Origin of the sequence: Chryseolinea soli (assembly GCF_003589925.1) — a bacterium.
In the GTDB taxonomy this organism is placed as follows: domain Bacteria; phylum Bacteroidota; class Bacteroidia; order Cytophagales; family Cyclobacteriaceae; genus Chryseolinea; species Chryseolinea soli.
Genome location: NZ_CP032382.1, coordinates 2,620,063 through 2,645,366, shown reverse-complemented (window position 1 = coordinate 2,645,366; position 25,304 = coordinate 2,620,063). Strand labels below are relative to the sequence as shown.

Annotated in this window: 24 protein-coding genes; 12 read left to right on the top strand and 12 right to left on the bottom strand. The window is 52.8% G+C overall.

Features of this window, described 5'->3' with window-relative positions; genetic code table 11:
* The first annotated feature begins 19 nt into the window (after nt 1-19).
* From D4L85_RS11465 to D4L85_RS11455, 3 genes are read left to right on the top strand one after another with little or no spacing between them, the layout of a single operon-like run.
* Nucleotides 20-1,522: a B12-binding domain-containing radical SAM protein gene (locus D4L85_RS11465; protein ID WP_119754439.1), complete on the top strand. Its 1,503-nt coding sequence runs from the start codon at nt 20-22 to the stop codon at nt 1,520-1,522.
* Complete coding sequence (locus D4L85_RS11460; protein WP_119754438.1) at nt 1,522-2,187, top strand: class I SAM-dependent methyltransferase; 666 nt, start codon at nt 1,522-1,524, stop codon at nt 2,185-2,187. The genes D4L85_RS11465 and D4L85_RS11460 overlap by 1 nt, the downstream gene beginning before the upstream one ends.
* Nucleotides 2,184-3,365 (top strand): amidohydrolase family protein, encoded by a 1,182-nt coding sequence (locus D4L85_RS11455; RefSeq protein ID WP_119754437.1) that lies wholly within the window; start codon nt 2,184-2,186, stop codon nt 3,363-3,365. Before D4L85_RS11460 ends, D4L85_RS11455 begins: the two co-directional genes overlap by 4 nt.
* A gap of 21 nt (nt 3,366-3,386) precedes the next feature.
* Here D4L85_RS11455 and D4L85_RS11450 read toward each other — a convergent pair whose 3' ends face one another.
* The 3 genes from D4L85_RS11450 to D4L85_RS11440 all read right to left on the bottom strand — a co-directional run bounded on the left by D4L85_RS11450 (nt 3,387) and on the right by D4L85_RS11440 (nt 6,298).
* Nucleotides 3,387-4,403, bottom strand: a complete 1,017-nt coding sequence (locus D4L85_RS11450; RefSeq protein WP_119754436.1) for a radical SAM protein — start codon at nt 4,401-4,403, stop codon at nt 3,387-3,389.
* A gap of 101 nt (nt 4,404-4,504) precedes the next feature.
* Nucleotides 4,505-5,263, bottom strand: a complete 759-nt coding sequence (locus D4L85_RS11445) for a ZIP family metal transporter (RefSeq protein WP_119754435.1) — start codon at nt 5,261-5,263, stop codon at nt 4,505-4,507.
* A 9-nt stretch (nt 5,264-5,272) separates the two neighbouring features.
* Entirely contained in the window at nt 5,273-6,298 is a 1,026-nt protein-coding gene (locus tag D4L85_RS11440; protein WP_119754434.1) for an FAD:protein FMN transferase, read from the bottom strand.
* Nucleotides 6,299-6,442: 144 nt separating this feature from the next.
* Here D4L85_RS11440 and ruvB point away from each other — a divergent pair, with 144 nt between their 5' ends.
* Nucleotides 6,443-7,474, top strand: a complete 1,032-nt coding sequence (ruvB, locus tag D4L85_RS11435; RefSeq protein ID WP_119754433.1) for a Holliday junction branch migration DNA helicase RuvB — start codon at nt 6,443-6,445, stop codon at nt 7,472-7,474.
* A gap of 35 nt (nt 7,475-7,509) precedes the next feature.
* Here ruvB and D4L85_RS11430 read toward each other — a convergent pair whose 3' ends face one another.
* The 3 genes from D4L85_RS11430 to hemB form a co-directional block, all read right to left on the bottom strand.
* Nucleotides 7,510-8,649 (bottom strand): helix-turn-helix domain-containing protein, encoded by a 1,140-nt coding sequence (locus D4L85_RS11430; protein ID WP_160143670.1) that lies wholly within the window; start codon nt 8,647-8,649, stop codon nt 7,510-7,512.
* A 68-nt stretch (nt 8,650-8,717) separates the two neighbouring features.
* Nucleotides 8,718-10,703, bottom strand: coding sequence for a sensor histidine kinase (locus tag D4L85_RS11425; RefSeq protein ID WP_119754431.1), 1,986 nt, complete (start codon nt 10,701-10,703; stop codon nt 8,718-8,720).
* 14 nt (nt 10,704-10,717) lie between these two features.
* The gene (gene hemB / locus D4L85_RS11420) at nt 10,718-11,707 is read right to left on the bottom strand and encodes a porphobilinogen synthase (protein WP_119754430.1); all 990 of its coding nucleotides are present in this window, start codon (nt 11,705-11,707) and stop codon (nt 10,718-10,720) included.
* Nucleotides 11,708-11,805: 98 nt separating this feature from the next.
* Between hemB and D4L85_RS11415 the strand changes: the two genes are divergently transcribed.
* Both D4L85_RS11415 and D4L85_RS11410 read left to right on the top strand, forming a co-directional pair.
* Complete coding sequence (locus D4L85_RS11415; RefSeq protein WP_119754429.1) at nt 11,806-12,921, top strand: serine hydrolase domain-containing protein; 1,116 nt, start codon at nt 11,806-11,808, stop codon at nt 12,919-12,921.
* 55 nt (nt 12,922-12,976) lie between these two features.
* Nucleotides 12,977-13,495 carry a GNAT family N-acetyltransferase gene (locus tag D4L85_RS11410; protein ID WP_119754428.1) on the top strand — a complete coding sequence of 173 codons (519 nt, stop codon included), beginning with the start codon at nt 12,977-12,979 and terminating at the stop codon, nt 13,493-13,495.
* 70 nt (nt 13,496-13,565) lie between these two features.
* On the opposite strand, the gene D4L85_RS11405 is transcribed toward D4L85_RS11410, so the two are convergent.
* Nucleotides 13,566-14,339 (bottom strand): Rossmann-like and DUF2520 domain-containing protein, encoded by a 774-nt coding sequence (locus D4L85_RS11405; protein ID WP_236849100.1) that lies wholly within the window; start codon nt 14,337-14,339, stop codon nt 13,566-13,568.
* Between the two features lie 30 nt (nt 14,340-14,369).
* A complete protein-coding gene (gene prmC, locus D4L85_RS11400; protein WP_119754426.1) occupies nt 14,370-15,281 on the bottom strand; it encodes a peptide chain release factor N(5)-glutamine methyltransferase in 912 nt (303 codons plus the stop codon).
* A 29-nt stretch (nt 15,282-15,310) separates the two neighbouring features.
* Between prmC and ribD the strand changes: the two genes are divergently transcribed.
* Nucleotides 15,311-16,375, top strand: a complete 1,065-nt coding sequence (ribD, locus tag D4L85_RS11395; protein WP_119754425.1) for a bifunctional diaminohydroxyphosphoribosylaminopyrimidine deaminase/5-amino-6-(5-phosphoribosylamino)uracil reductase RibD — start codon at nt 15,311-15,313, stop codon at nt 16,373-16,375.
* Here ribD and D4L85_RS11390 read toward each other — a convergent pair.
* Nucleotides 16,346-17,041 carry a glutamine amidotransferase-related protein gene (locus D4L85_RS11390; protein ID WP_160143669.1) on the bottom strand — a complete coding sequence of 232 codons (696 nt, stop codon included), beginning with the start codon at nt 17,039-17,041 and terminating at the stop codon, nt 16,346-16,348. The two genes, ribD and D4L85_RS11390, sit on opposite strands and share 30 nt — an antisense overlap.
* A gap of 43 nt (nt 17,042-17,084) precedes the next feature.
* Here D4L85_RS11390 and D4L85_RS11385 point away from each other — a divergent pair, with 43 nt between their 5' ends.
* From D4L85_RS11385 to D4L85_RS11370, 4 genes are all read left to right on the top strand, one after another.
* A complete protein-coding gene (locus D4L85_RS11385; RefSeq protein WP_335621963.1) occupies nt 17,085-17,444 on the top strand; it encodes a cupin domain-containing protein in 360 nt (119 codons plus the stop codon).
* Between the two features lie 14 nt (nt 17,445-17,458).
* Nucleotides 17,459-17,941 (top strand): GAF domain-containing protein, encoded by a 483-nt coding sequence (locus D4L85_RS11380; RefSeq protein ID WP_119754422.1) that lies wholly within the window; start codon nt 17,459-17,461, stop codon nt 17,939-17,941.
* A gap of 33 nt (nt 17,942-17,974) precedes the next feature.
* Nucleotides 17,975-19,762 carry a MutS-related protein gene (locus tag D4L85_RS11375; protein ID WP_119754421.1) on the top strand — a complete coding sequence of 596 codons (1,788 nt, stop codon included), beginning with the start codon at nt 17,975-17,977 and terminating at the stop codon, nt 19,760-19,762.
* 170 nt (nt 19,763-19,932) lie between these two features.
* A complete protein-coding gene (locus tag D4L85_RS11370; RefSeq protein WP_160143668.1) occupies nt 19,933-20,799 on the top strand; it encodes a Calx-beta domain-containing protein in 867 nt (288 codons plus the stop codon).
* A 158-nt stretch (nt 20,800-20,957) separates the two neighbouring features.
* Here D4L85_RS11370 and D4L85_RS11365 read toward each other — a convergent pair whose 3' ends face one another.
* From D4L85_RS11365 to glmM, 3 genes are all read right to left on the bottom strand, one after another.
* Nucleotides 20,958-21,434, bottom strand: a complete 477-nt coding sequence (locus D4L85_RS11365; protein ID WP_119754419.1) for an SRPBCC family protein — start codon at nt 21,432-21,434, stop codon at nt 20,958-20,960.
* 90 nt (nt 21,435-21,524) lie between these two features.
* Nucleotides 21,525-22,670, bottom strand: a complete 1,146-nt coding sequence (locus tag D4L85_RS11360) for a cysteine desulfurase family protein (RefSeq protein ID WP_119754418.1) — start codon at nt 22,668-22,670, stop codon at nt 21,525-21,527.
* A 26-nt stretch (nt 22,671-22,696) separates the two neighbouring features.
* Entirely contained in the window at nt 22,697-24,100 is a 1,404-nt protein-coding gene (gene glmM, locus D4L85_RS11355) for a phosphoglucosamine mutase (RefSeq protein WP_119754417.1), read from the bottom strand.
* Nucleotides 24,101-24,475: 375 nt separating this feature from the next.
* Here glmM and mazG point away from each other — a divergent pair, with 375 nt between their 5' ends.
* Nucleotides 24,476-25,288: a nucleoside triphosphate pyrophosphohydrolase gene (gene mazG, locus D4L85_RS11345; protein WP_119754415.1), complete on the top strand. Its 813-nt coding sequence runs from the start codon at nt 24,476-24,478 to the stop codon at nt 25,286-25,288.
* Nucleotides 25,289-25,304 lie beyond the last annotated feature (16 nt).

Sequence of the window (25,304 nt, the reverse complement as noted above, 5' to 3'; positions counted from 1 at the left end):
TTCATTTACTTTTTCGCCTATGAAGAAAGTATTGTTTTTCAATCCGCGCGCAGGGCATACCCTTAGGATCATCCCTAATGCCATCCTGGCCATCGCCGCCGCGGTGGAAGGGGTGGTGGACTATGCCGTGGTGGATGGCAACCGGGAGCGCGATCCGCTGAAAAAGATCATCGGCTACCTGGCTACGGGTGAATTTGGATTTTTCGCCTGCACCGTCATGCCGGGACCGCAGCTGAAACAAGCCATTCCCTTTACAACGACCATCCGAAATCAATTTCCAGAGGTCCGCATTATTTGGGGCGGTTATTTTGCTTCGAACCATCATCGCACCGTGATCCAGTCTGGGATGGTCGATGTCGTGGTGAATGGACCGGGCGACAAAGCCTTTCCAGCCGCCCTGACGGCGCTCTCCACCGGACAATCGCTGGAACACATCGAGAACCTGGTCTATTTAAAAGACGGCGAAGTGTTCAAAACCAAAAAGGCGGCACTCTATGACCAGGATTCGCTGCCCGCATTGCCTTATGAACGATTGAATGATTTCTATTCGATAGAAGGATACCTCGGCAAGACTTTCCTTGGATCACGCACGATCGCCTATCACTCCAGCATCGGGTGCCCGTTCACCTGTTCTTTCTGCGGTGTAGTGCCCATCTTTGATGCGCGGTGGAAAGGCAAGTCGGCGCAGGCCGTTTATCACGATCTCAAACACCTCAAGGAAACGTATGGCGGCAACGCATTCCAGTTTCATGATAACAATTTCTTCGTTTCCGAAAAAAGGTCGGTTGAATTTGCCCGGCTCATCAAACCCGAAAACATGAAGTGGTGGGCCGAGGGGAGGATCGATACGATGGACTACTTCAGTGACGAGTCGCTGGCCACCATTGCCGACTCCGGCTGCACCATGATCTTCTTCGGCGCCGAGAGCGGCAACAACAAATTGCTGCACAACATGGATAAGGGCGGCAAACAAACCGGCGAAAAGATCAAGGCTTTTGCAAAACGTATTCGCCAATTCGGCATCATCCCGGAATACTCCTTTGTGCTGGGGTTGCCGGCACCCACAGAGCAGGAAGTGTGGCAACAGATCTACGATGAAGTGGCCTTTATCAAGGAGATCAAGACCATCAATCCGCAAACCGAGATCGTCATCTATGTCTACACGCCCGTGCCCACAGAGGGATCGACCCTGTATGCGGAATCGGCAGCGCGGGGTTTTACTTTTCCAGAAACGCTGGAGGAGTGGATGCAACCCCAGTGGCTCAACTTCGACCTGCACCGCGAATTTTTAACGCCGTGGCTCACGCCCGAAATGATCCGCTACATCCACGACTTCGAGACGGTGATGCATGCGCACTATCCGACGGTGAGCGACTACAAACTTTCCGACCTGCAGCGAAAAATGATCCGCGCATTTTCATCCTTGCGCTATCGCATGAATATCTTCAGTCACCCTTACGAATTGAAAGCGCTTATGAAATATTGGCTTCGTTATCGTCAACCTGAAATCCAGGGCCTGTAATGGCGTGGTGGTCCGGAAAAAAAGAGCGCGCCGTGCTCTCGCCGTTGGAAGGTTATAACCGGTGGGCGGTGTCGTATGGGGAAGAATCCAACCCGATAAAAAATGCTTCCGATCAGTTCATCGAAAAGTTCATGACCGACCTCCAAGGCAAAACTTTTCTGGACGCAGGTTGCGGCCATGGAAAATTTTGTGTAGCCGCTCAACAACAAGGCGCATCTTTTGTTCAGGGCATTGATCTTTCCCCGGCCATGGTTTCGCTGGCGCATCAGCAGTGTCCTTCCGGGGAGTTTCTCTGCGATGACCTCTCCACTGTAAAATTAAGACCGAAGCATTTCAACATGATCGTTTGCGGCCTGGTGTTGGGGCACATCGAAAACCTCGACCCGCCGCTGAACAATCTATTGAATGCTTTGCATCCCGAGGGTGTGTTGCTGATCACCGACTTCCACCCCTTCCTCACCCTGCAACATGCCCGCCGCACATTTCGTGACAAGCCGTCTGGTCGGGTCTATGAGATCCGCCACCATCTTCATCTTTTCCAATCTTATTTTTCCTGTTTTACCCGGCATGGGATGGCCATTGATATCCTGGAAGAGCCACACCACGAAAATACGCCGGTCGTTTTTGGCATGCGCGTCCGGAGAATGAAAAGGAATGATGCATGAAGCTCCTGTTGAAAAACGTCCGCTGGAAAATCAACGGTCAGATGCTGGCCGGCGATATCCGGATAGCGCACGGCGTGATCGCTGTCATGGACGATCGGATCGAGCCTGAGAAAGGCGAAGCCGTGCTGGAGTTTTCCGGGCACTTTGTATATCCTGGCTTGATCAATGCACACGACCACCTGGAGATGAATCTCTACCCACGGTTGGGCGCTCCTCCCCACGCGAGCTATGTGGATTGGTCGCACAGTATTTATAAACCCGATCAATCACCCGTCAAGGAAATTGAAAACGTTGACAAGCAAGACCGGCTTTTGTGGGGTGGGATAAAGAATCTGATCAGTGGAGTGACCACCGTGGCCCATCATAATCCGTGGGACAGGGTTTTCGAAAAAGATACTTTCCCCGTGAACGTTGTAAAAAAAATGACCTGGGCACATTCCGTAGCCTTTGGCAAAAACATCGAAAGCGCTTTTCCAAAAGATACCTCCACACCTTTTATTATTCATGCCGCCGAAGGAACGGACGCCGGCGCCTTCCAGGAAATCTCAACATTGGATGCATGGGGTGTACTCAAATCCAATACGATCCTCGTCCATGCGATCGCCTTGCACGATGCGGACCTTGCACGGATCAAAGAGCGGAAGGCATCCGTGGTGTGGTGCCCGGCATCGAACCTTTTCATGTTTGGCAAGACGGCAGCCATAAAAAAACTAAAAGATTTTGCACCCATCGGTCTCGGAACAGATTCAACGATGACCGGTTCGCCCACCTTGCTACACGAAATGCTGGTGGCATCACAAACCGGCGACGCGACGGCAGATGAAATCTACGCGATGGTGACCAACGGGGGTGCGTCCATTTTAAAAATGCCACGACCGCTACTGGAACCGTGGCAACCGGCAAGTCTCTTCGTGGCGCCAGCCTTAAAAGAAAATTATGTGGATAATCTCTTCAGCGTCACTCCTGCCGACGTCGCCGCGGTGATCCTGAACGGCGCGCTCCGTAGCGTTGACACATCAATTTCCCCCGAACAAAACCTTTGCAAAAACGCTTTTTCGATAGAAGGTCATGTCAAGCGAACCAATGTGCCGGTTGCCGATTTGAAGCGTCGCATTGAAAAAAAAGTGGGAGCTAAAATTCTTGAGCAGAATCCCCTATGGCGGCTCATTGAAGTTTGATCATCAACGAAAAAAAAACGATCACGACAAAACACCCCGGTGCAACGAGCAAACACACCGTTGGCAAACCGGATCGGTTTTCACATCCAGCTTTCGCCGAAAGGCTTTCGCCGGTTCTGAATTGATGATGGCATCAAACGTAGAGGAAAAAAGGTTGCCATAGGAAGCATGAAAAAAACAAGGCCGCACTTCACCATCGGATTCAATCACGGCCGACACCCATGGCGCGTTGCATTTTCGTGCTGGAAATGACGCGTTGCCCAGCATCGCTTTATAGTATTGCACCAGCTCCAGCATTTTCGCCGGGCTTTCGGCAATGAACTTGTTTTGATATTCCGGTTCGAATTCACGAAACGTTTCCTTGAGCAGCGATTCAAACTCCTGCGTCTCTGCTTCGTTCAATTCGATCTGCACCACCTTCTCTTCCGTCCAGGGTGCGTCGCGGTTGAAGGCGGAGGTAGAAACATCGGCGGCCAGAAAAGAAATTTGTTGCAAGCGGAGGGTTTGTGCTGTGCGGATGGTATCGGGCAGATGACGGTAGTTCAGCTTTTGCAAAACGCATCTTCCGGTGATGCGAAAATCGGGTTTCAATTTCTGCACCGCCGCCACGCCTTGCGAAAGCTTGTCATATGCCGAGGAAATATTGCGGATCGCATTGTGAACTTCAGGCGGACCGTCGAGGGAGACGATCACTTCATCCACGTGCTTCGCCACATCGGCGGCATGTTGCGCCAGCGTCATGCCCGTGGAAAGCAGGCTGATGTGCATGCCGGCCGATCGCATCATTTCGCACAGCCGCCACAGGTTCGAGTGCATGAGGGCTTCGCCGCCCGACAGGGCAATGTATTTCACGCCCAACCGGCGAAACGCTTCTACGTGTCTGGAGAATTCTTCGGTGGTGATTTCTTTTTTCTGCTGGTTGGCTTTCCAGATGTCGCACATCACGCAGCGGCAATTGCAGCGGCTGTGGGGCATGAGTACCAGCACGGGGAGCTCGTGGAGGGTGTCTGTCAGGCGTGAGAGGATGGCTTTGATCACGGGTTCAAGTTACAGAACGATAGGGCAGGAAGAAAAATCGTTGGTGTTAAAATTCAGTTTACACCGCAAGGGCGCAAAGTCGACGCAAAGAGCTTCGCGACCTACATCAAGAATTCTGCGGCTAGTGCCAGGAGCGCTCCCAAAATCACGACGGCCATTTTCCGGGCGTTGAAATGGTGTTCGGGGCTGCTTTCTACGACGATGGTGGTGGAGATGTGTAAAAAATTTCCGCTCACCAGGGCGTAGAGATACATGAGCCCGGTGGAGGTAAGGATCTCGTGCCTCGCGAGGAGGGTGCTCAATATCAATCCCGCAGGTGCGGCCAATGAAAATCCGATGAGGTGCGGCAGCGCTTTGTTCTTGGAGCGAAGCTGGAACGCCAGCACGGTCATCAAGGCGAATGCGGCGGGTGCGCGGTGCAGGGCGATGCCCAACAAAACAGCGTTCACATCATACATAGGGCCCATGTTCACGGGCTGCGCCAACATGCCGCCCTCTAAAAACGCATGGATGCACAAGGCTGCGAGCAGCACCAAGGCCGACATATTGCGCTGGTGTTCAAGATGGTGGCCGTGCTGGTGGGGTTGGGTGTGGATGTGACCGTGCTCTACGCCCGATGTGAAATATTCCAGCAAGTGTTGTAGGAAAAATCCGGCCAGCACAAACAGGCCAATGAGCTCCAGGGCATCGCCTTTCTTGTACAACTCGGGCAAGATGTGAATCACGGTGATAGAGAACAGGTAGGACCCCGAAAACACCAGCAACAATTTATAGTTCACACCCTTGCTTTTCGGCACCAGGTAGATGAGGAGACCTGACAACAACGGCGTTAGAAAAAGGACGAGTAGTTTTAAGATCATGAAATTGTGTTAGGGTTCGAAGATGACAGACGTTTTGAGTCCGGGTGTGGCATACGTTTCCAGCTTGCCGTCGGGCCGCGAATAGATCAGGATGGCCTCGAGCTCGGGGTGTTGCGTCAGAAGCCCAATCGCCTTTTCGTGACCCATCACCATGAACGCTGTGTCCCAGGCGTCGGCCGTCATGCAGTCGGCGGCAAACACGGAGGCACTCAGCAGCGCACGTTGAGCAGGGAAACCGGTTTGAGGATCGATGGTGTGTGAATATTTTCTGCCGTCGATCTCGTAGTAATTGAAGTAGTTGCCCGCCGTAGTGAACGACCGGTCTTTCACCGTGACATAGGCTTTGAAAAATTGGTGATCGATGGTGGAGCGCGGATCGATAATGCCCACTTGCCACGGCTTGCCGCTGGCCAGGTTCCGGCCCACGGCCATGCCCTCTCCTCCTAACTCAACCAACATGTCCGTGATTCCCTTCGACCTCAAAAAACCGGCGACCACATCGGCCCCATAGCCCTGGCCGATACCGCCAAAGTCGAGTTGAACACGCGGGTCCGATTTCACGACGCTGTCGGCCGTGTAGCGGATCTTTTGGAAGCCCACGAATGTTCGCAGCGAATCAATTTTACTTGAATCGGGCTTCATGGGTTTTGCCGGACCAAAACCCCAGGCATTGACCAATGGCATCACCGTTAGATCGAAAGCGCCTTGCGAAGCTGCGAAGACCTCGTGCGCTTTTTTTATCGGCGGATATAAGTAGGGCAAGCGGATGGCAACGCCCTTTGTGCTTTTGTTGAACAGGGAAACTTCGGCCTGTGGATCGTAGGTGTTGATGGACCGGTTCACGATCACCAGCAAAGAGTCCACGGACTTTTTAAAATCTCTTTTCTTTTTGTCGAAATAGGTGATGTGGTAGGTGGTGCCCATGGTGGCGCCTTCCATCCGGAGCGGAACAGGTGCTTTTCGTTGGAAAGCCGTTCCGGCGATGAGAATGACCAGCAGGAAAGACGGGAGTACTCTTTGAAGTCGGTGTTCCATCGGGGGAAATAATGGTGCAAGGTATGAAAAATTACTAAATGCAACATTGTTGTATCTAGTAATTCCCTCCTTTTATGAACGGTCTTTGAACAAAATTATTCCAACATTGACGGGGTGTGGCGTATAACTCTTTAACTTTCAGCCATGCGGGAAGATTATCTCAAAGGCGACAACGAGGGGCAGGGAGCTGCCGAAAAAGAGATCGAGAAGGCGCTTCGTCCGCTTTCCTTCCAGGACTTTACCGGTCAGCAAAAAGTGGTGGACAACATCAAGATCTTTGTGCAGGCCGCCAAGCAACGGGGCGAATCGCTGGATCACGTTTTGTTGCACGGCCCTCCCGGGCTGGGCAAGACCACCTTGTCGCACATCATCGCCAACGAGTTGGAATCCAGCATCAAGATCACTTCCGGCCCTGTGCTCGACAAACCCAGCGATCTGGCCGGGCTGCTTACCAACCTGGAGCCGCACGACGTTTTGTTCATCGACGAGATCCACCGCCTCAACCCCATTGTAGAAGAATATCTGTATTCGGCGATGGAAGATTTTCGCATCGACATCATGCTGGACTCGGGCCCCAATGCACGGTCGGTACAAATCGGGTTGAATCCGTTTACGCTCATCGGCGCCACCACGCGGGCGGGGTTGCTCACGTCACCACTGAGGGCGCGTTTCGGCATCAATGCCCGCTTAGAATATTATGATGCGACGCTGTTGACGTCGATCGTGAAACGTTCGGCCACCATTTTACAAACTCCGCTTGCCGACGATGCCGCTTTCGAGATCGCACGCCGGAGCCGTGGCACACCCCGCATTGCCAACAACCTCCTGCGCCGCACGCGCGACTTCGCCCAGATCAAAGGCGACGGCATGATCACCATGCCCATCGCACAACTGGCCCTGAAAGCCCTCGACGTGGACGAGAACGGCCTCGACGAAATGGACAATCGCATCCTGCTTACCATCATCGAAAAATTCAAAGGCGGTCCGGTGGGTCTCACGACGATTGCTACCGCCGTGGGCGAAGAAGCCGAGACCATCGAAGAAGTGTATGAGCCTTTCCTGATCCAGGAAGGTTATCTGAAGCGCACGTCACGCGGACGCGAAGCCGCCGAGCGCGCCTACAAACATTTGAAGCTTGCTCCTCCCGCTTCAAAACCTCCCGGGTTATTCGATTGAGTGACGGTTGCCCTCATTTTGTATGAAGGATTACGTTATGATTTTTCTGCCCTGAATCGCGAGGGCGTAGTACCGGTGTATTTTTTGAACACGGTGTTGAAAGAAGATTTTGAACTATAGCCTACCTGTTCGGCGATCTCCTCCACTTTGATGTTGGGTTGTTCCCTCAGCAAACGCTTCGCTTCCTCCACGCGGTATTCGGCCGCCATCTCGAAGAAGTTTTTTCCCAACCGTTCGTTGATCACTTGCGACACGATGTGCACGGTGGACCCCAACTGGTGGGCGAGTTCGGGCAAAGAGAAGTCGGCTTGGAGAAAAGGCTTTTGCTCGGCCATCAGCAGTTTTAACTTTTCAACGAGGGCATTTTGCAAGTCGGGCGAAAGCGAAGAGCTTTTGTATTTGGGCGCTTCGGCGAGCGATGCGTGTTTGAAAAATCCGGAGCGGCGGATCACGCGAAAGCTGGTGAAGTAAATGACAATGGACACATACACGGCAAAGAGATGATCGCCGGTATCGGCCACGTTGGTGAGCTTCACCGCCAGCACGATCACCGACGCCGTGATCATTTGCACGATAGGTTCGCGCAAACTTCTCAGCACGGGGTGTGCCGGCTTCCAGAAAGATTCTTTCTTTTGACGGAAGGCCCGTGTCACAGCAATCACACTCAGGATACCATACAGCGCTAAGCTGATCAAGATCGTTTCGGTTGCGTGGTCGGTCACCCAAAACATGCGGGCATCATATACGGCCGTCACATCGCGCAGCGGCAACTCCGGGTGATAGGCCCAGATGTAGGCATTGTATTTCACGTCATCGGGCTGCAGCAGGAAAGGCAATTCCAAAAAAACATAGACCACCGGGAAGACCAGGTGCCCGTATTGTTTTTTTGATATTCCACCGTGAATATAGCTCAACACCAATAGATAGAACAGCGGACCGATGGCCATGCCGAGAGGCTCCGAGAAATCCACCAGGAAGAGGCAGTGCACGATGTAGCCGGTGTACATCAGGAAGATCTCCAGGGTGCAGCCTACCATGGCCAGCAGCAACATGCCATGAAACAGGTTGGCCTGTATTTGCCGGTTTTCCTTCGACAGGAAAAACAACGACAGGAAAATGCCCTGCACGATGCCAAGAAAAATAAAAACAGCAAACAGGTCGATGCGGTAGGGCATGGTGATGAGCGTATGCAATACGAAATTAAAGGCTATTCTGTCAAAGATGAAAAAAGTTTACCACGAAATCAGCGCTGCGCTTTTGCGGCATTGTAGTTTTCCACGAATTGGGACAACGAAAAATAGAAGGTGGTGCCCTTACCGTCTTCGCTCTCAAACCAGATCTTGCCGCCGTGCTTCTCGATAAATTCCTTGCACAACAACAAGCCCAGGCCGGTGCCTTTCTCCTGGCGCGTGCCTTGTGTAGTGATGCTCCCGATGGTGAAGAGCCGCTCGCGGTTGCGGGCCGGAATGCCCACACCGGTGTCGGCCACGGAGATGATGATCTTGCTGTCGACGCGGTAGGCACTGAGCGTGACGGTGCCTTCGGCGCGGGTGAATTTTATGGCGTTCGTCAGCAGGTTGCGCAGCACGGAGCGGATCATGTTCAGGTCGGCATAGGCCTCCAGTTCACCTTGCAACGTATTCTTCAAGGTGATTTTTTTATCACGGCACTCGGACTCCAGCAAGCGCACGGTTTCCTGCGCAAGGTCCGACAGGTTGAGGCGATCCGGTTCGTATTTCTCACCCTTCATCTGGAGTTTGGCCCATTGCAAAAGGTTGTCGATGAACTCCGTGGTTTGTGCGAGGCGCGTTTCCAAACCTGTTGTAATTTTTTGGAACTCGTCGTTGCTCAGCGTTCCCGACTTGGCGAGCGTGAGGGCCAGGTGCAACGAACTTAGCGGCCCGCGGATGTCGTGCGATACCACAGAGAAAAGTTTGTCCTTCACGTTGTTCACTTCTTCGAGCTGCAGGTTCTGCTGGTGGATCTCGTCGGTGCGCAGGCGAACTTCTTCTTCGAGGCGTTCTTTTTCGCTTTGCTCGCGTCGCAGCTCCAATTCCTTGGCATCGTGGTTTTCTTTTTCGAGCGTGCTCCAACGGTCGCCCAAGGCGAACGAGATGAAGAGGGTTTGCAACACGCAGCCGATCATGAGCGCGCCATAGTTGGTGCTGAGGTTGCCGGAGATATACCCCAGGTTGCTCAACGTGAACAACGCCGCCGCCAGCAAGGGCGACACCCATGCGATGAGATAATAGCGCGCGGGCCGGTAATTTCTCGATAAGCAATAGCCGGCCGAAGACAAGGCCAACAGGCAATGGCTCAGCATGAAATAGTGATGATACTTATACGAGATCTCCCGGAAGAAAATGAGCATCGCCACGGCCACGCCCACGTCCAACACCATGTTGGCCAGCAGCAAACCATCCAGCCATCGACTGAAATGCCTCAACTTCAAAAAAGCGCGTGTGAGCAGTGTGGAAAACAGGATGAACACCGGGCCCGTGAGGATCGCAAAGTAATCGTTGAAGATGGGTTGATGGGGATGGAGATAAAGATAGTTGTAGCCTTGAAAGAACGCCACCACGTTGGTCATGGCCACCAAGGTGAGCACGTAATAGAACGTGATCCGGTCGCGGATCGAAAGGAACAAGAACAATTGGTAGAGCGTCATGATGAACATGGCGCCGTAGAACAATCCGTTCACGATCTGGATGTTGTTCGATGCCTCGGTGAACGCGCCCTGGTCCCAAAACGCCACGGGAACCTGCACCGACGACGTGGTCTGCACGCGCAGGTAGAACGAGCGTTTTTCATGTACGGGCACCTTCACGGTGAAGACCGGGTGGCGATAGGACGTGACGGGAAAGAAATCGCCCGCGGTGCGCTGTGTCCATGCGCCGGAAGAATCGGTTTGTGAAAAGAGGTCGACGCGGTCCAGCGGCGAGTAGTTTACTTCGACGAGCCAGTTCTCGGCCTTCGACACATTTTCAACGTCCATCCTAAACCAATACACGGCACGATCGAACCCGAATCCCGGCGACTCATTTCCGGCCACGGGCTGCAAGGTTTTGGTTTCGATGTCCCCGAGCGTGAGCTGGCCCGTTTCGTCGCGCCAGTAGACCATGTTGCTTTTCACCGGCACGTGTCCTCCTTCGGTCAACAGCAACGCTTGTGACATTCCGGAGAATGTCACGATGAGAAAACCGGGAACCAGGAGTATGCGTCGCAGCATGCGCGTGCGGGTTTTTATTGTTTCAGGGACTGTGCAAATTCTTTTGCAAAATAGGTCAGGATCACATCGGCACCGGCGCGCTTAATGCTCAGCAGGGTTTCCTTCATCACCCGTTCTCCATCCAACCATCCCTTCTGTGCTGCGGCCTTCACCATGCTGTATTCACCGCTCACGTTGTAGGCGGTGATGGGCAAAGCCGTGTTATCTCTTAATAGTCTGATAATATCCAGGTAGGCCAGGGCCGGCTTCACCATCAAAAAGTCGGCGCCTTCGTCTTCGTCCAGGCGGGCTTCGATGAGGGCTTCGCGGCGGTTGGCGGGGTTCATCTGGTATGTTTTTTTGTCGCCGAACTTGGGCGCAGAGTCCAGTGCGTCGCGAAAGGGATTGTAGAATCCGCTGGCATATTTTGCCGTGTAGCTCATGATGGACACATCGGTATAGCCGTTTTTGTCCAACAGGTTCCGGATGTAGCCCACGCGTCCATCCATCATATCGGAGGGCCCCAAAATGTCGATGCCCGTGTCGGCTTGGGCCAGGGCCATCTTGCCCAGGATGTCGAGGGTTTCGTCGTTCAGGATCTTGCCATCGCGCACCAGGCCATCGTGGCCGTCGGAGCTATAGGGATCCATGGCCACATCGGTCATGATGCAGGCTTCGGGGAAATGTTTTTTTATTCCGCGGAGGGCTTTCAGATAAAAGAAATCAGGGTCATAACTTCGGGTGGCCTCCTTGTCTTTCCACTGGTCTTCCACAGCAGGAAAAACATCGAAGGCACGTATACCAATCTTCAAACATTCCTCTATTTCTTTCAACATTAAATCGACAGACCGCCTGAAAATGCCGGGCATGGAGGCCACTTCGGTCTTTTGATTTTTGCCGTCCAACAGGAAAAGCGGGAAAATGAGGTCGTCGGTGGTGACGCGCGTTTCTTCTACCAAGCTGCGCACGGCTTCACTTTTCCGGTTTCGCCTCGGCCGCCGGTGAAAGGTAAACTCTTGTGACATAGGACACTTTTGTTAAAAACCCCCCAAGTTAATGCTTCCGGTAAACCAAAAAAATATTGATCTTGATGGGCACTCCAATGCTTTAACGGATAAAAATAATGAAATCGTTTCCATTCGCGATCGCCTTTTTTCTGGTAACCCTGCTCTCTTGTGCCACAAAAGAGAAAACGGAATCCCCCATCGCCACCGCGCTGGACGACCATTTCCGCGCCGAATTTCCGGACCAGGAGCCCGGCGCCGCTGTCCTGGTGATGAAGGGCGACAGCATCGTGTTTGCCAAAGGCTATGGCCTGGCCGACCTGAAGACCAAAGCGCCCATCACGACCAAAACGCTGTTCAATCTCGGCTCCGTCTCCAAAACGTTCGTGGCAAGCGCCATCCTAATCCTACAGGAGCGGGGAAAATTGTCTGTGGAAGACAGCCTCCTCAAGTATTTTCCAGCATTTAAAAGCAAGGACATCGCCCGCCGGGTAAAGATCAAACACCTGCTCACGCATACTTCGGGTTTGGCCGACAACCGCCGGGTGAATAGCGATACCGTATTTTACCTCACGGCCAAGGACGCCGAAAATTGGTATCCCGAAACCCAGCTCGATTCCCTGTCGTTTGCGCCGGGTTCCCAATTCGAATACTCCAACCCAGCCTATAATGGTCTGGCGCTTATCGTGGAACAAGTGAGCGGGCAGAAATGGCAGACGTTTGTGAAGGAAAATATTTTTGACCCCGCGGGCATGACCACCAGCACCATCACGGACGGTCCGCATCCGGAACAAGGCGTCTCGCACGGCTACGTGCTCCACCACGGACAATGGATCGAAGATGATTATGGGGAAGAACCTACTTTCCCGGCGGCGGGCAACGGTGGCGTGTGGAGTTCTGTGGAGGAGTTGATGCGCTATGAGCAAGCCTTTCAGCAAGCAAAATTTCTGAAGGCAGAAACCATCCGGGAGGCGCGAACCATCCAAACCTACCCGCAGTGGACCAGTGCGAACAAACCGTTTGTCGGCTGGCCGTGGTTTATCACGCAACAAGATAGCGTCACGTTGATCGGCCACCCGGGAAGCCAAGGCGGTTTTCTCACGAACTACGTGACGGTGCCGGAGAAAAAAATATTTTTCGTCATCCTCTGCAATGCCCCGCGCGAAGCGTATGAGATGGAGACGACCACCTCGTTCATATTGCAAGAGCTGAAGAAACGGAATTGGCTCGAGTAAAAGATCACGGAAACTTACGACTATCTTTTTTCACGGTCTTCCGTTACATACATTCATGACTGCGGAACTCCAAATTGAAAACACGGTCCCAGCCGACCTGGGATTCGTCTATACGCTGTTCGATCACTCCATTGACTACCAGGAGAAAAAAGGTGCGCCGGTTTGGAGAGGTTACGACAAGGGTGCTTTAGTGAAAGACGTCAAAGACGGGAATCAATACAAGATCGTGATCCAGTCGCAGATCGCCATCGTCTTTAGCGTTTGCTATACCGATGCCGTGATCTGGAGGGAAATGGAGAATGGCACGTCCATGTATCTCCACAGAATTGTGGTGAACCCTGCTTTTAAAGGTCAAAAGTTATTTGGGAAAATTTTAGCGTGGGCCGTAAATCACGCCCGGCAAAAAGGACTTGCCACCGTTCGGATGGATACGTGGGATAACAATCCTTCCCTGATCGATTACTACAAAAGTTTTGGATTTACATTTATCGGTCACTATGTGACGCCGGACACTCCGGAATTGCCGGCCCATAACCGAAAGTTGCCGATCGTGCTGCTGGAGATGAAACTGTAGCGGCACCGTTGGCCGATCCCTACAATACATTTTGTTCTAAGGACACCGGGTGATCTCAATCGGGAAGGATCTATTTCTGATACCGGTCAATGATGTGCTGGCTGATCACTTTGTAAAGCTCTGCCACTTCTTCATCTTCTGCCGTCAAAAATTCCAGGTGTTGATCGAGTGTTTCGAAATCGCCGCGCCGGGCGGGACCCGTCTGCGCATTTTCGGGACCGATGGTGAGACTCTTGTTGAGCGTTTCGGAGATGAGGGGTTTCAGCCAGTCGAAGCTCAGGCTGTTGTCTTTCATGATCTCTTGCGAAAGCAACAACATGTGGTTGGTGAAATTCGAAGCAAACACCGCCGCCACGTGCAGGGCCTTGCGCTCCTGTGAGGTGATCTTGAACACCTGCTTGCTCACACTCTTGGCCATGGCCGTCAGCACTTTCTCGGTGTCGCTGCTTTCACTCTCAACAAAAAAAGGAACAGCCGCCAGATCGATCTTTCGCGATTTGCTAAACGTTTGCAACGGATAAAAAACTCCCGTGCGTGAAGTCGCCGCATAGCCCAACACGCTCAACGGCTGCGCGCCCGACGTATGGACCAGGATGGAGTCTTCCGGCAACACGATCTCTTTTGCAATATCGGGAATGGCATCGTCGGTGGCAGCAATAACAAAGATCTTGGAAGCGCTTGTCGAAAAGTCAAGCGAAGCTTTCACTTCTGCTTCATACAGACGTTCGACGAGCTGCCCCGCGTGCGAAGGATTGGGACTATACACTTCCTTCACAGCAAACCCGGCGTTGTCCAACGCCGGAGCAAGGTGCCAGGCCAGGTTGCCCGAACCAATAAAAGACACGGAAGCCGGTTTTGTCATCATCCAAAAATATCAACCTAAAACACCTTTTACAATTCTTTCCTTCCCGAAGATATCCTTTATGATCACCACCTCCTTGAATCCCGCATTCTGGAAGACCTCTGCCACACCTTCGCCAAACCGCTCATTGATCTCCACCGCGAGCAACCCAGACCGGCGAAGGGCGCGCGAAGCCTGTTTTGCGATCGCCTTATAAAAGATCAACGGATCATCCTCGGGCACAAAAAGCGCCAACGCCGGCTCAAAATCCGTCACATTCCTTCGCATATCCACCCTCTCACTCCAAGGAATATACGGCGGATTGCTCACGATCACATCCAGACCTTCCCAAGGCAACGCCTCTTTCAATATATCGAGTTGTACAATTTCAACCTTGGCATTCCACAAAGAAGCGTTCTCCCTGGCCACCGCCACCGCCACATCACTAACATCCACCGCAAAAACCTCCGCCCCCACCAACTCCAAAAACAAAGTAACCGGAATACACCCCGTACCCGTCCCGATATCCAACACCCGAACAGCCCCACCCCCAACTACTGACCCCTGGCTCCTGACTACCGAATGCTGACTCCTGGCTCCTGGCTCCTGGCTTCTGGCTCCTGACTCGACCACCTCCCGCACCAACTCCTCCGTCTCCGGTCTCGGAATAAGCACCCCCGGCCTCACCCTAAACCTTCTCCCATAAAACTCCGCTTCCCCCAACACATATTGCAAGGGTTCGCCGGTATTGAGCCGGTTTAGGATGACGTTCATTTCTTCTTCCGCCTCCGGCGAAACGGTCACGGGTTTCTCCGCCAACACATCGGTTCTGGAAATTGAAAAAAGATGTTCCAGCACAATGTAGGCCATGGCATTGACCTCATCCGCATCCTCGGAACGGATGCGGCTCACGAAATACCGGAACAACGCTTTGGAATTCTTCATCGCTTGGCAATCTTTGCAAGTATAAGCCAATGACCAAACACGACCATCATACCGACGAGCTTTTTATGCGCCGTGCACTCGAGCTGGCTACACTGGGTCGTGGACAAGTGAGCCCCAACCCGCTGGTAGGTTGTGTCATCGTGCACGACGGCAAGATCATTGGCGAAGGCTGGCACAAAAAATACGGCGAAGCCCACGCCGAAGTGAATGCGGTGAACAGCGTGGATAATCCGGCGCTGCTCGCGGAGAGCACGGTGTATGTGAACCTCGAACCTTGCTCGCATTTTGGCAAAACGCCGCCGTGTGCCGACATGCTCATCGCCCATCGCGTAAAAAAAGTAGTGGTGGCCAACCTCGACTCCAACCCGCTCGTCTCGGGTGCGGGCATCAAAAAGTTACGCGCCGCCGGCATCGAGGTGATCACGGGCATCCTGGACAAAGAAGGACACACGCTCAACGAAGCGTTCTTCACCTACATCACGCAGCAACGCCCCTTCATTGTGCTGAAGTGGGCCGAGACAGCCGATGGGTTTATCGCGCGCGAAAATTATGATTCGAAGTGGATCAGTCACGAGTTGTCAAGACAAGTAGTGCATCAATGGCGTGCGGGGTTGGATGCGATCCTGGTGGGGTCGCGCACGGTCGCCCACGACAATCCCCAATTGACGGTGCGCGACTGGAGCGGGCGCAATCCCATTCGTGTGGTCATCGATCGTTTCTTGCGGCTTGATAAAAAATTGCACGTGTTCGATGGATCGCAAAAAACGCTGCGCTACAATGTGCTGAAACACGAAGAGCATCCCGGACTTTCTTATGTGCGTTTGGATGAAAATGATTTTCTGCAGCAACTCATAAAAGATCTACACAAACAAAAGATTCAATCCGTGCTCGTGGAAGGTGGCGCGCATACGTTGCAGCATTTCATTAACACGGGAATGTGGGATGAAGCGCGCATATTTCAATCACCGCGTTGTTTTGAGAAGGGCATTGCTGCACCCATTATCCGCGGCAGGTTAACTGCACAGCATATGTTGGCGGAAGATACGCTGAAGATCTTGCGGCCTTTAGCGGCATCTCCAAAGAAAGTCCAATAGCAAAGGATTAGGATGGCCGGGTGCCGAGTCCAGCGAAGGCTGGAACAAGGTGCCGTTAAAAAAACGATGGCCTTTCAACTCGACGGCGCGCGCTTCGCCTTGTGGAGATAGCGCGGTGAATACAAAAGGCGCCTTGTTGATCTGATACTGAAATTTGGGATTTACACCATAGCTGCAAAAGAAATGTCCCGTCAGCGTTTCGGTGTGAAGCACTTTGAAGAGCCACGATTCGCGGTCGGTGATGCGCACTTCTTCGGTCAATCCTTTCAAAGAGCAACTCATTTTAGAGACCACAAGGCGTTTGCCCTGCGGGTCACTTTCTTCATGAGACGCCGTTTCCATCTTCAGCACGTTACGGGCATATTCGATGACCATGTATTGAAACCCGCCACAAAAGCCCAGCAAGGGAAAATCATTTTCGCGGGCCCAGCGAATGGTGTTGTACACGGCTTCGTCGTTGTCGTAGGGTGAGCCAGGCGCGATGAGGACGCCATGAAATTTATTTTCGTGAAAAGTGGTTTCATCCAGGAAGGCCGTGGGGGTCCACACCGCTTCCAGCATAAAGTCCAGGAAGGGACGGCAATGATCGATCGCTTCCTGGAGGGCCCGGAGGGTCGGGATCTTTTTGCTAAAGTCGCCAACCAAGGCGAGGCGAATGCGTTTCATAAAAGTGACGTTTCGAATAACGGAAATAAAACCAAAAGATACTATGCAAAAAGTCAACATTCAGGAGAAGCTGGCCTCGTTTTCGGACTATTGGAACCCGCGCATCGTGGGTGAACTGAACGGACAGCACGTAAAGGCCACGAAATTAAAGGGTGAATTTATCTGGCATCACCACGACCACGAAGACGAACTGTTCCTGGTGATCAAAGGAAAATTAAAAATGGAATTCCGCGAAAAAACCGTGGAAGTGAACCCCGGAGAGTTTATCATTGTACCCCGCGGGGTAGAGCACAAGCCCGTGGCCGACGAGGAAGTGGAATTGCTGCTCTTCGAACCCGCCTCCACCCTCAACACCGGCAACGTGGAAAATGAACGAACCCGGAAAGCGCTGGAGAAAATATAATTTGTAAGAACATCATGGCCGAAGAACTGATCATCGCTCCCACCACCAACAAAGCCGAGCGCTACGCCACCTTGATTCCCCAGATCGAATCGTTGGTGACGGGCGAGCCCGACCTGGTGGCAAACCTTTCTAACATTGCCGCCGCCCTGCGACAGACCCTCAACTTCTTTTGGGTGGGATTCTACCTGGTGAAGAACGATCAACTGGTGCTGGGGCCCTTCCAGGGACCGATTGCCTGCACGCGCATCAACTTCGGCAAGGGCGTCTGCGGCACATCGTGGAAAGAAAAGAAGACCATCCTCGTGCCCGACGTCGAAGCGTTCCCCGGTCACATTGCCTGCAGCTCGGCTTCAAAGTCGGAGATCGTGCTGCCCGCTTTTAAAAACGGTGACGTCGCCCTGGTGCTGGACGTCGACAGCGATGTGCTCAACGACTTCGACGACACCGACCAACGCGAGCTCGAAAAGGTGATGCGCATCATCGAAAACCTGCTCTGATCTTAAACCAAAACTTTGGCTTACCTTCGCTGCATGACCCGGGAAGAGTGCATTTTATTTTATGAGAAACGCGTCGCCACCTTCAAAGCTTCGCTGGCAGAACAGAAAAAGAACATAAACCTCATCTCCAACCTGAGGCTTCTCACCGCGGTAGGTTTTTTAGGCGCACTATACTTCGGCTTCTCGACAACTTATTTTTTTTATGCAGCGTTCGTCCTGCTCGTCCTATTCGTCGTGCTCGTGCAACGGCACGCAAAGCTCTATGCCGAGAAAGTACACACCGAAAACTTGCTCAACATCAACCTCGCCGAAGGCCGTGCCTTGACGGGCGACATCTCCGGCTTTGCGCCGGGCATTGAATTTATCGACGGACATCATCCCTATTCGCACGATCTCGATATTTTCGGAGAAGGTTCGCTCTTCCAGGCCGTAAACCGATGCAACACGCTGGACGGCAAAAAACAGATGGCCCTTCGCCTGTCCACACCGCTCGCATCGGCCGAGGACATCGCGGCGCACCAGCAAGCCGTGCGTGAGCTGGCGGGAAACACCAACTTCCGGCAACACTTTCAAGCCGCCGGAAAGGAGATCGACGAGCAGGCGCGCGACCGCGCCGAACTGTTGGAATGGCTTCGGCAACCTTCTTTTCTGTTTGACAAATCCTTCTTCGGAGTTTTGTTAGTGGTGGTTCCGGCGATCACGGTGGGCGCTATTCTTGGCGCATTCTTTTTTCCCGTCTTAAAGACGATCGCCATCGTGCTCTCGCTCTCGCAGTGGGCATTCTTGGGTCTGTACATCAAGCGCGTCAATGTTTTTCACGACTACATCAGCCGCAAAAAAAACATTCTCGAAAAATATGCACACCTGCTCCACTATCTGCAACCCGAGAAATTCGACTCCCCCTTGCTGCAAAATCTTTCCGCGCAGGCGAAAGATGCCGACGTGAAAGTAAAAGCGCTGGCCGGACTGGTCAGCTCCCTCAACGCACGACTGAACGCCATGACCAACCTGCTGGTGAACAGCACGCTGCTCTACGACCTGCAATTTGTTTACCGGCTCGAAAAGTGGAAAGCCGACAATGCCTCGAACCTGAAAATGTGGCTGGACGTGATCTGTGAAACGGAAATGTTGTGCAGCATGGGTACGTTTGCATTCAATCATCCGTCCTTTACATATCCTGCGATCCACACGCAGTTGTCCATCGAGACAGAGCGTATGGGCCATCCGTTGATCCCGGAAAGCGAATGCGTTCCCAACAGCGTCACCCTCGGGCAAGGACCGTCGGTGCTCATCATCACGGGCGCGAACATGGCGGGGAAGAGCACGTTTCTTCGCACCATCGGCGTCAACCTTGTGCTGGCGCTAAGTGGAGGACCGGTTTGCGCCACCACTTTCCGCTGCCCCGTCATCGGCCTGCGATCGGGCATGCGCACAGCCGATTCGTTGAAAGACCATCAATCCTATTTCTACGCCGAACTCAACCGTCTCAAAACCATCATGGACGAACTGCGCAGCGACAAGCCGCTCTTCATTTTGCTGGACGAGATCCTGAAAGGCACCAACTCCACCGACAAACAAGCCGGCTCCATCGCCCTGGTAAAACAACTCATCCCCCACCCCTGCCTCGCGCTAATCGCCACACATGACCTTGCCCTCGGAGAACTGGAAACCGAATACCCCACCCACGTAAAAAACTTCTGCTTCGAAGCCACCATCGAAAACGACCAGCTTTCCTTCGACTACAAACTAAAGCCAGGCCTCGCCCAAAAAATGAACGCCACGTTCCTCATGAAAAAGATGGGCATCATCCCAAAAGACTAGTCTCCTTTCGCTCATTTTTCACGATCCATTGCCCGCGAGCTCTTTTTCTTATCTACACCTTCCGCGGTGTTGTCTTGCCAATGCCACGCCTGGTCTACTTTGACAAATCCCACCCCACAAAAACCCTTTTTCAAACCGTTCTTAGCACAAGAATTCAAACAAAAAATGCTATGAAGATTGGAAGCGTGACAGGATGGGCTGGCCTTTTTATAACAGTGCTTTTCATATCGTGTCAGGATAACGACAACAGCCAGCCTACGGGTTTCGACGTGGCGGCGTCAACGGGGGCAGAAGATGCCGGCACACAGTCGGCCACCCTAAAGCTAAACAAAGCTGCCAGCAGTGATGTCACGGTGGCCTTTGCCCTGAAAGGAACGGCCGCCCTCAACGGCGATTATACCTTGCTCACGCCCTCACCCCTCACGGTGAAAGCGGGTTCGTCCGTGGCACAAATCGATTTCAAGATCATCGACGATTCCGTCATCGAAGCCACCGATAAAAAGCTCACCTTCGAGATCACGAGCGTAACGGGTCAAACCCTCGACACCAACTCCGACCGTCTTTCTTATACCTACACCATCACCGACAACGACAAGATCCCCACCGATGGCATGCAGGTGGACCTTACGTGGGATCTGGGTGAAGGGGTAGACATCGACGCCGCTAATCTCGACCTGTACCTTGTCTACAACGTGGTCGTAGAAAACAACCAAGTGACCTCGCTTGACGTCAACCAGGATGTTTACAGCGAAAAAACTTCGGGGTTCGAAAGTTATGTGATCGGCTCGGCGGTGAAAGATACAGAGTATTATGTGGCGGCCGTATACCACGAGGGCAACGTGGCCGTGCCATTCACCTTGGGGTTTAGCACCACGGCAAATGGTACCAAACAAAGCACAGGGTCTTTCACGACCAGCGACGTGGGGTCAGCCTTGTTTTATGGGCCGATTCAAAAATCAGGAAATACGTTTAGCCGGTTGGCTGCTCCGCAGCTGGTGAAATACAAATTGAATGCGAAAGTGTTGAATGGGTTGTGACCTCGGATGAATTTTTACCCGCTTTCGCTAAAGCTCCCGCCTTCGCTAACGCTACGTCGGGCAAGTCAGCGGGCACAGAAGAGCAGAGGCGCAAAGGACGCAAAGTTGACGCAGAGGGGTTACTTTGTTGATTTTGTGACCTCTGTTTTTTTATTGACCTACATCGTTAACAGATCTCTCCACCGATCACCCTCGGCAACGGCCTTTATCTCCACGTTCCGGTTGATCAACAGCTTTGTCATGTAATCTGTCAAAAACAATTTGTCTGCTATTCTGCCTAACATGCCAAGCGGCGATTCATATTCAAACACATCGGTCATGAGCGTGCCTGCGCCGGAGGCTTCGAAGAGGTGGGTGTGTTTCATGGAGGCAAAGGCGCCTTTCAGCATCGTGTCCACAAAAGAACGCGGACGATCCATCGCGATGATCTTCACGGTTAGTCGCTGAAAAAATCCGAGATGTTTGGCGCGCCACGTGATGGAATCATTCAACTCCACCAATCCTGCCATCTTACCCGCGACCGCTTCTTCATGCGTGCCCTGAGTAGAAAGCTTGTGCAATTCGACGCTCCGCGACAGATCAAAAACCCTGTCAACAGGCGCCTCAATGAAAGTCTCCAGGCGAATAATGTTCATTTGCTCTTAGGCCGTACCAAAGCGGGGCCTACAGAATTATCAAAAATTTTCTTTTGCGCCAACTTCGAAGGAGGGTGGTTCAAAAAAGAATCACCCGCCAACCTCAACCCTATACAGCGCCGCCAACTTCTCCACCGCATAGTCAATCTCCTCCACCGTATTATACTTACTAAACGAAAACCGAACCGCCCCACGCTTCGACCCCGGATACAACGCCCCCAACACATGCGACCCCGTAACGGCCCCGCTGGAGCACGCACTCCCGCCCGATGCCGACACACCTTGCAAATCCAGGTTGAACAAGATCAACCCATTGTCTTCCGACTCCGGCAAACAAACATTCAACACGGTGTACAAGCTCTTGTCCAGGTTCGCAGAGTCCCCATGAAAATCCACGCCGGGAAGATTCTGCTTCAATTTTTCGATCATCCTTCCCTTCAATTGCTTGATGTGCCGCATATGCTCATCCATATCCTGGTAGGCGATCTCCAGCGCTTTGGCAAGCCCGATGATGCCATACACATTTTCCGTTCCACCGCGCATGCTGCGTTCCTGGCCGCCGCCATACACAAAGGGCTGCAATTTTTTATCCTTACGAATGAACATAAAGCCCACGCCTTTCGGACCATGAAACTTATGTGCCGCAGCAGCCATGCCGTGCACTTTGATCTCGCTCAGGTTGTGCCGATAGTGTCCCACCGTTTGCACGGTGTCCGAATGAAAATACGCACCATACTGATCGCACAATTCACCCACGCGCTGAATGTTCATCACGTTGCCCACTTCATTGTTGGCATGCATCAGCGACACCAGTGCCTTCGGATTTTCTCTCAGCAAGATGTCCAGGTGATCCATATCCACGTGTCCCTTTTCATCCAGCTTCACCATCAATAAATTGATGAGGCCGCGTTTCTCCAGGTTGTGGAGGGTCTGCTCCACGGCGTGGTGTTCGATGGGTGATGAGATCACGTTCCGGATGCCGTAGGTCTGCAAGCTGCTGTTGATAATGGTGTTGTCTGCTTCCGTTCCGCCGCTGGTGAAAATGATCTCTCCGGGCGTGCAATGCAGCAGCTCGGCAATTTTCTTGCGCGCCGATTCAATGGCGGCCCGCACCTTGCGACCATGTGCATGGGTGGACGATGGGTTGCCGTAGTTTTCCAGCATGAAAGGTTTCATCGCCTCAAATACTTCGGGATCTAACGGGGTGGTGGCAGCGTTATCCAGGTAAACTTGCATGTCTCTCTTCTTTATAAATCAAACGATCAGACCACGACCTTTTCGGCTATGATCTCTTTTATATCGGCAATCATCTTCTTCGCCAAATTATCAGCCTTCACTTCCATGTCCGACTCCGCATAAATGCGGATGATGGGTTCCGTGTTGGATTTGCGCAGGTGCACCCACTCTTTGTCGAACTCGATCTTCACGCCATCGATGGTGTTGATGGGTTGTTTTTTATATTTCTTCGTCATCTCCTCCAGCACGCGGTCCACGTTGATGTTTGGCGTGAGCTCGATCTTGTTTTTGGAGATCACATAGTTCGGATACGTCGACCGCAGGCGCAGCAGGCTGGTTTCACTTTTGGCCAGGTGCGTCAGCAACAAGGCGATGCCCACCAGGGCGTCGCGACCATAGTGCAACTCGGGATAGATCACCCCGCCGTTGCCTTCGCCACCGATGACGGCTCCCGTTTCTTTCATCAGCGTCACCACGTTCACTTCACCCACCGCCGCAGCCGAATATTGGCCGCCGGCTTTCTCCGTGATGTCGCGCAACGCGCCCGTGGATGAAAGATTCGACACCGTGCTCAATTTCTTTTTCTTGGATGCCTTCAGCACATAATCGGCCACGGCCACCAAGGTATATTCTTCGCCGAAAGGCGTGCCGTCTTCCGACACAAACGCCAGGCGATCCACATCCGGGTCCACCACGATGCCCATGTCGAATTTGCCTTTTTTGATCTCGCGGCAAATGTCCGTCAAGTGTTCCGGCAGGGGCTCGGGGTTGTGCGGGAAGTGGCCCGTCGGCTCGCAATACAGTTCTTTCACGCTCACATCCAAAGCCTTCAGCAGCAAAGGAACGGCAATGCCGCCCGTTGAGTTCACGGCATCCACCACCACATTAAAGCCCCGGTTCCGGATGGCTTCCACATCCACCAGGGGCAACTTCAGGATCATGTCGATATGCTTCTGAAGGTAGGTGTCGTTTTTGGTATACTGACCCAGTTTGCCTACCGGGGCAAAGTCGAATTCTTCATTCTCGGCAATTTTCAGCATGGCCTCGCCGTCTTTGCCCGAAATGAATTCTCCTTTGTCGTTCAGCAGCTTCAGCGCATTCCATTGCACCGGATTATGGCTGGCAGTGAGGATGATACCCCCCGCTGCCTTTTCCAGGGGAACAGCAATCTCCACGGTGGGTGTCGTGGACAGGCCCAGATCGATCACATCGATACCCAAGCCTTGCAGGGTCGACACCACGAGGGCACTCACCATTTCGCCCGATGGCCTGGCGTCGCGCCCGATCACCACTTTGGTGGAACCGGTTTTCTTCTTGATCATCGTCCCAAACGCCGCCGTAAACTTGACGACGTCGACGGGCGTGAGATTTTCATTGGTTTTGCCGCCAATGGTCCCACGTATGCCGGAAATAGATTTGATTAAAGCCACGATTTGGGGTTTTTATTTAAAAAGTGAGGCAAAATTAATAAGAATAATGGAAGGTGCGAGCCACTAACCACTCAGCGAACGCAACGATAAAAATAATTTTTTGGCGGCCCCCTCGGAAACCTCGGGCCGGGCTATCCATTCCAAGTCCGTCCACGCTCCACACCCACGCACTTCGGGCTTTCCATTTCTATCCCTGGCCGATCGCCCCGATAGAGATTCTACCGCGCCCTCACGCCCTTGTTGGTGTTCTTCACCAACAAGCCAGCTTCCAGCCCCATTCCAAACCCCACCATCCATCTTAGCACCCTCAACAAAAAAACAACATTGAACCCCGCCGGTTTTTTATAATTTTAAACCCTCAGGAAATCACGCACCATGAAAAAAGTCCCCGTCACGCCCGATATCAACCGTCCAGCCAAACTCGAAGCATTCAACCGCCTGCTCACCATCATGGACGAGCTGCGCGAAAACTGCCCGTGGGACAAAAAGCAAACCCTGGAAAGCCTCCGTCACCTCACCATCGAAGAGACCTACGAACTGTCGGACGCCATCCTGGAAAACGACTTGCCCGAAATCAAAAAGGAGCTCGGCGACCTCATGCTGCACAATGTCTTTTACGCACGCATCGCCTCCGAACAAAAAGCCTTCGACGTGGCCGACGTGCTCAACGCCATCTGCGACAAACTCATCGAACGCCACCCCCACATCTACAGCGACGTGGTGGCCAACGATGAAGAGACCGTGAAATCCAACTGGGAAAAAATAAAACTGAAAACCGGCAACAAATCGGTCTTGCAAGGCGTGCCCGGCTCACTCCCCGCGCTGGTCAAAGCCATTCGCATCCAGGACAAGGCCCGCGGTGTGGGCTTCGACTGGGAGAAGAAAGAACAGGTGTGGGAGAAGGTAGAGGAAGAAATGCAGGAATTCAAAGCAGAGTTCAACGCCACTGCCCCCGAAGCCATCAACCACGAAAAAGCTATGGCCGAATTCGGTGACTTACTTTTCTCGTTGGTCAATTATGCGCGCTTCATCAACATCGATCCGGAGGAAGCCTTGGAACGTACCAATAAAAAATTTATCAAACGCTTTCAATACTTGGAGACCGAGTCCGCTAAAGATGGTAAGAAGATGGGCGAGATGACGCTGGCCGAAATGGATGTCTACTGGAACAAGGCCAAGGGTCTCTAAAATAGAGACAATGAGC

Excerpts from the sequence above, each read along its gene's own strand:
- D4L85_RS11465 (WP_119754439.1), top strand. The coding sequence starts at position 20 with ATGAAGAAAGTATTGTTTTTCAATCCGCGCGCAGGGCATACCCTTAGG.
- D4L85_RS11460 (WP_119754438.1), top strand. The coding sequence starts at position 1,522 with ATGGCGTGGTGGTCCGGAAAAAAAGAGCGCGCCGTGCTCTCGCCGTTG.
- D4L85_RS11455 (WP_119754437.1), top strand. The coding sequence starts at position 2,184 with ATGAAGCTCCTGTTGAAAAACGTCCGCTGGAAAATCAACGGTCAGATG.
- D4L85_RS11445 (WP_119754435.1), bottom strand. The coding sequence starts at position 5,263 with ATGATCTTAAAACTACTCGTCCTTTTTCTAACGCCGTTGTTGTCAGGT.
- D4L85_RS11440 (WP_119754434.1), bottom strand. The coding sequence starts at position 6,298 with ATGGAACACCGACTTCAAAGAGTACTCCCGTCTTTCCTGCTGGTCATT.
- ruvB (WP_119754433.1), top strand. The coding sequence starts at position 6,443 with ATGCGGGAAGATTATCTCAAAGGCGACAACGAGGGGCAGGGAGCTGCC.
- D4L85_RS11430 (WP_160143670.1), bottom strand. The coding sequence starts at position 8,649 with ATGCCCTACCGCATCGACCTGTTTGCTGTTTTTATTTTTCTTGGCATC.
- D4L85_RS11425 (WP_119754431.1), bottom strand. The coding sequence starts at position 10,703 with ATGCTGCGACGCATACTCCTGGTTCCCGGTTTTCTCATCGTGACATTC.
- hemB (WP_119754430.1), bottom strand. The coding sequence starts at position 11,707 with ATGTCACAAGAGTTTACCTTTCACCGGCGGCCGAGGCGAAACCGGAAA.
- D4L85_RS11415 (WP_119754429.1), top strand. The coding sequence starts at position 11,806 with ATGAAATCGTTTCCATTCGCGATCGCCTTTTTTCTGGTAACCCTGCTC.
- D4L85_RS11410 (WP_119754428.1), top strand. The coding sequence starts at position 12,977 with ATGACTGCGGAACTCCAAATTGAAAACACGGTCCCAGCCGACCTGGGA.
- prmC (WP_119754426.1), bottom strand. The coding sequence starts at position 15,281 with ATGAAGAATTCCAAAGCGTTGTTCCGGTATTTCGTGAGCCGCATCCGT.
- ribD (WP_119754425.1), top strand. The coding sequence starts at position 15,311 with ATGACCAAACACGACCATCATACCGACGAGCTTTTTATGCGCCGTGCA.
- D4L85_RS11390 (WP_160143669.1), bottom strand. The coding sequence starts at position 17,041 with ATGAAACGCATTCGCCTCGCCTTGGTTGGCGACTTTAGCAAAAAGATC.
- D4L85_RS11385 (WP_335621963.1), top strand. The coding sequence starts at position 17,085 with ATGCAAAAAGTCAACATTCAGGAGAAGCTGGCCTCGTTTTCGGACTAT.
- D4L85_RS11380 (WP_119754422.1), top strand. The coding sequence starts at position 17,459 with ATGGCCGAAGAACTGATCATCGCTCCCACCACCAACAAAGCCGAGCGC.
- D4L85_RS11375 (WP_119754421.1), top strand. The coding sequence starts at position 17,975 with ATGACCCGGGAAGAGTGCATTTTATTTTATGAGAAACGCGTCGCCACC.
- D4L85_RS11370 (WP_160143668.1), top strand. The coding sequence starts at position 19,933 with ATGAAGATTGGAAGCGTGACAGGATGGGCTGGCCTTTTTATAACAGTG.
- D4L85_RS11365 (WP_119754419.1), bottom strand. The coding sequence starts at position 21,434 with ATGAACATTATTCGCCTGGAGACTTTCATTGAGGCGCCTGTTGACAGG.
- D4L85_RS11360 (WP_119754418.1), bottom strand. The coding sequence starts at position 22,670 with ATGCAAGTTTACCTGGATAACGCTGCCACCACCCCGTTAGATCCCGAA.
- mazG (WP_119754415.1), top strand. The coding sequence starts at position 24,476 with ATGAAAAAAGTCCCCGTCACGCCCGATATCAACCGTCCAGCCAAACTC.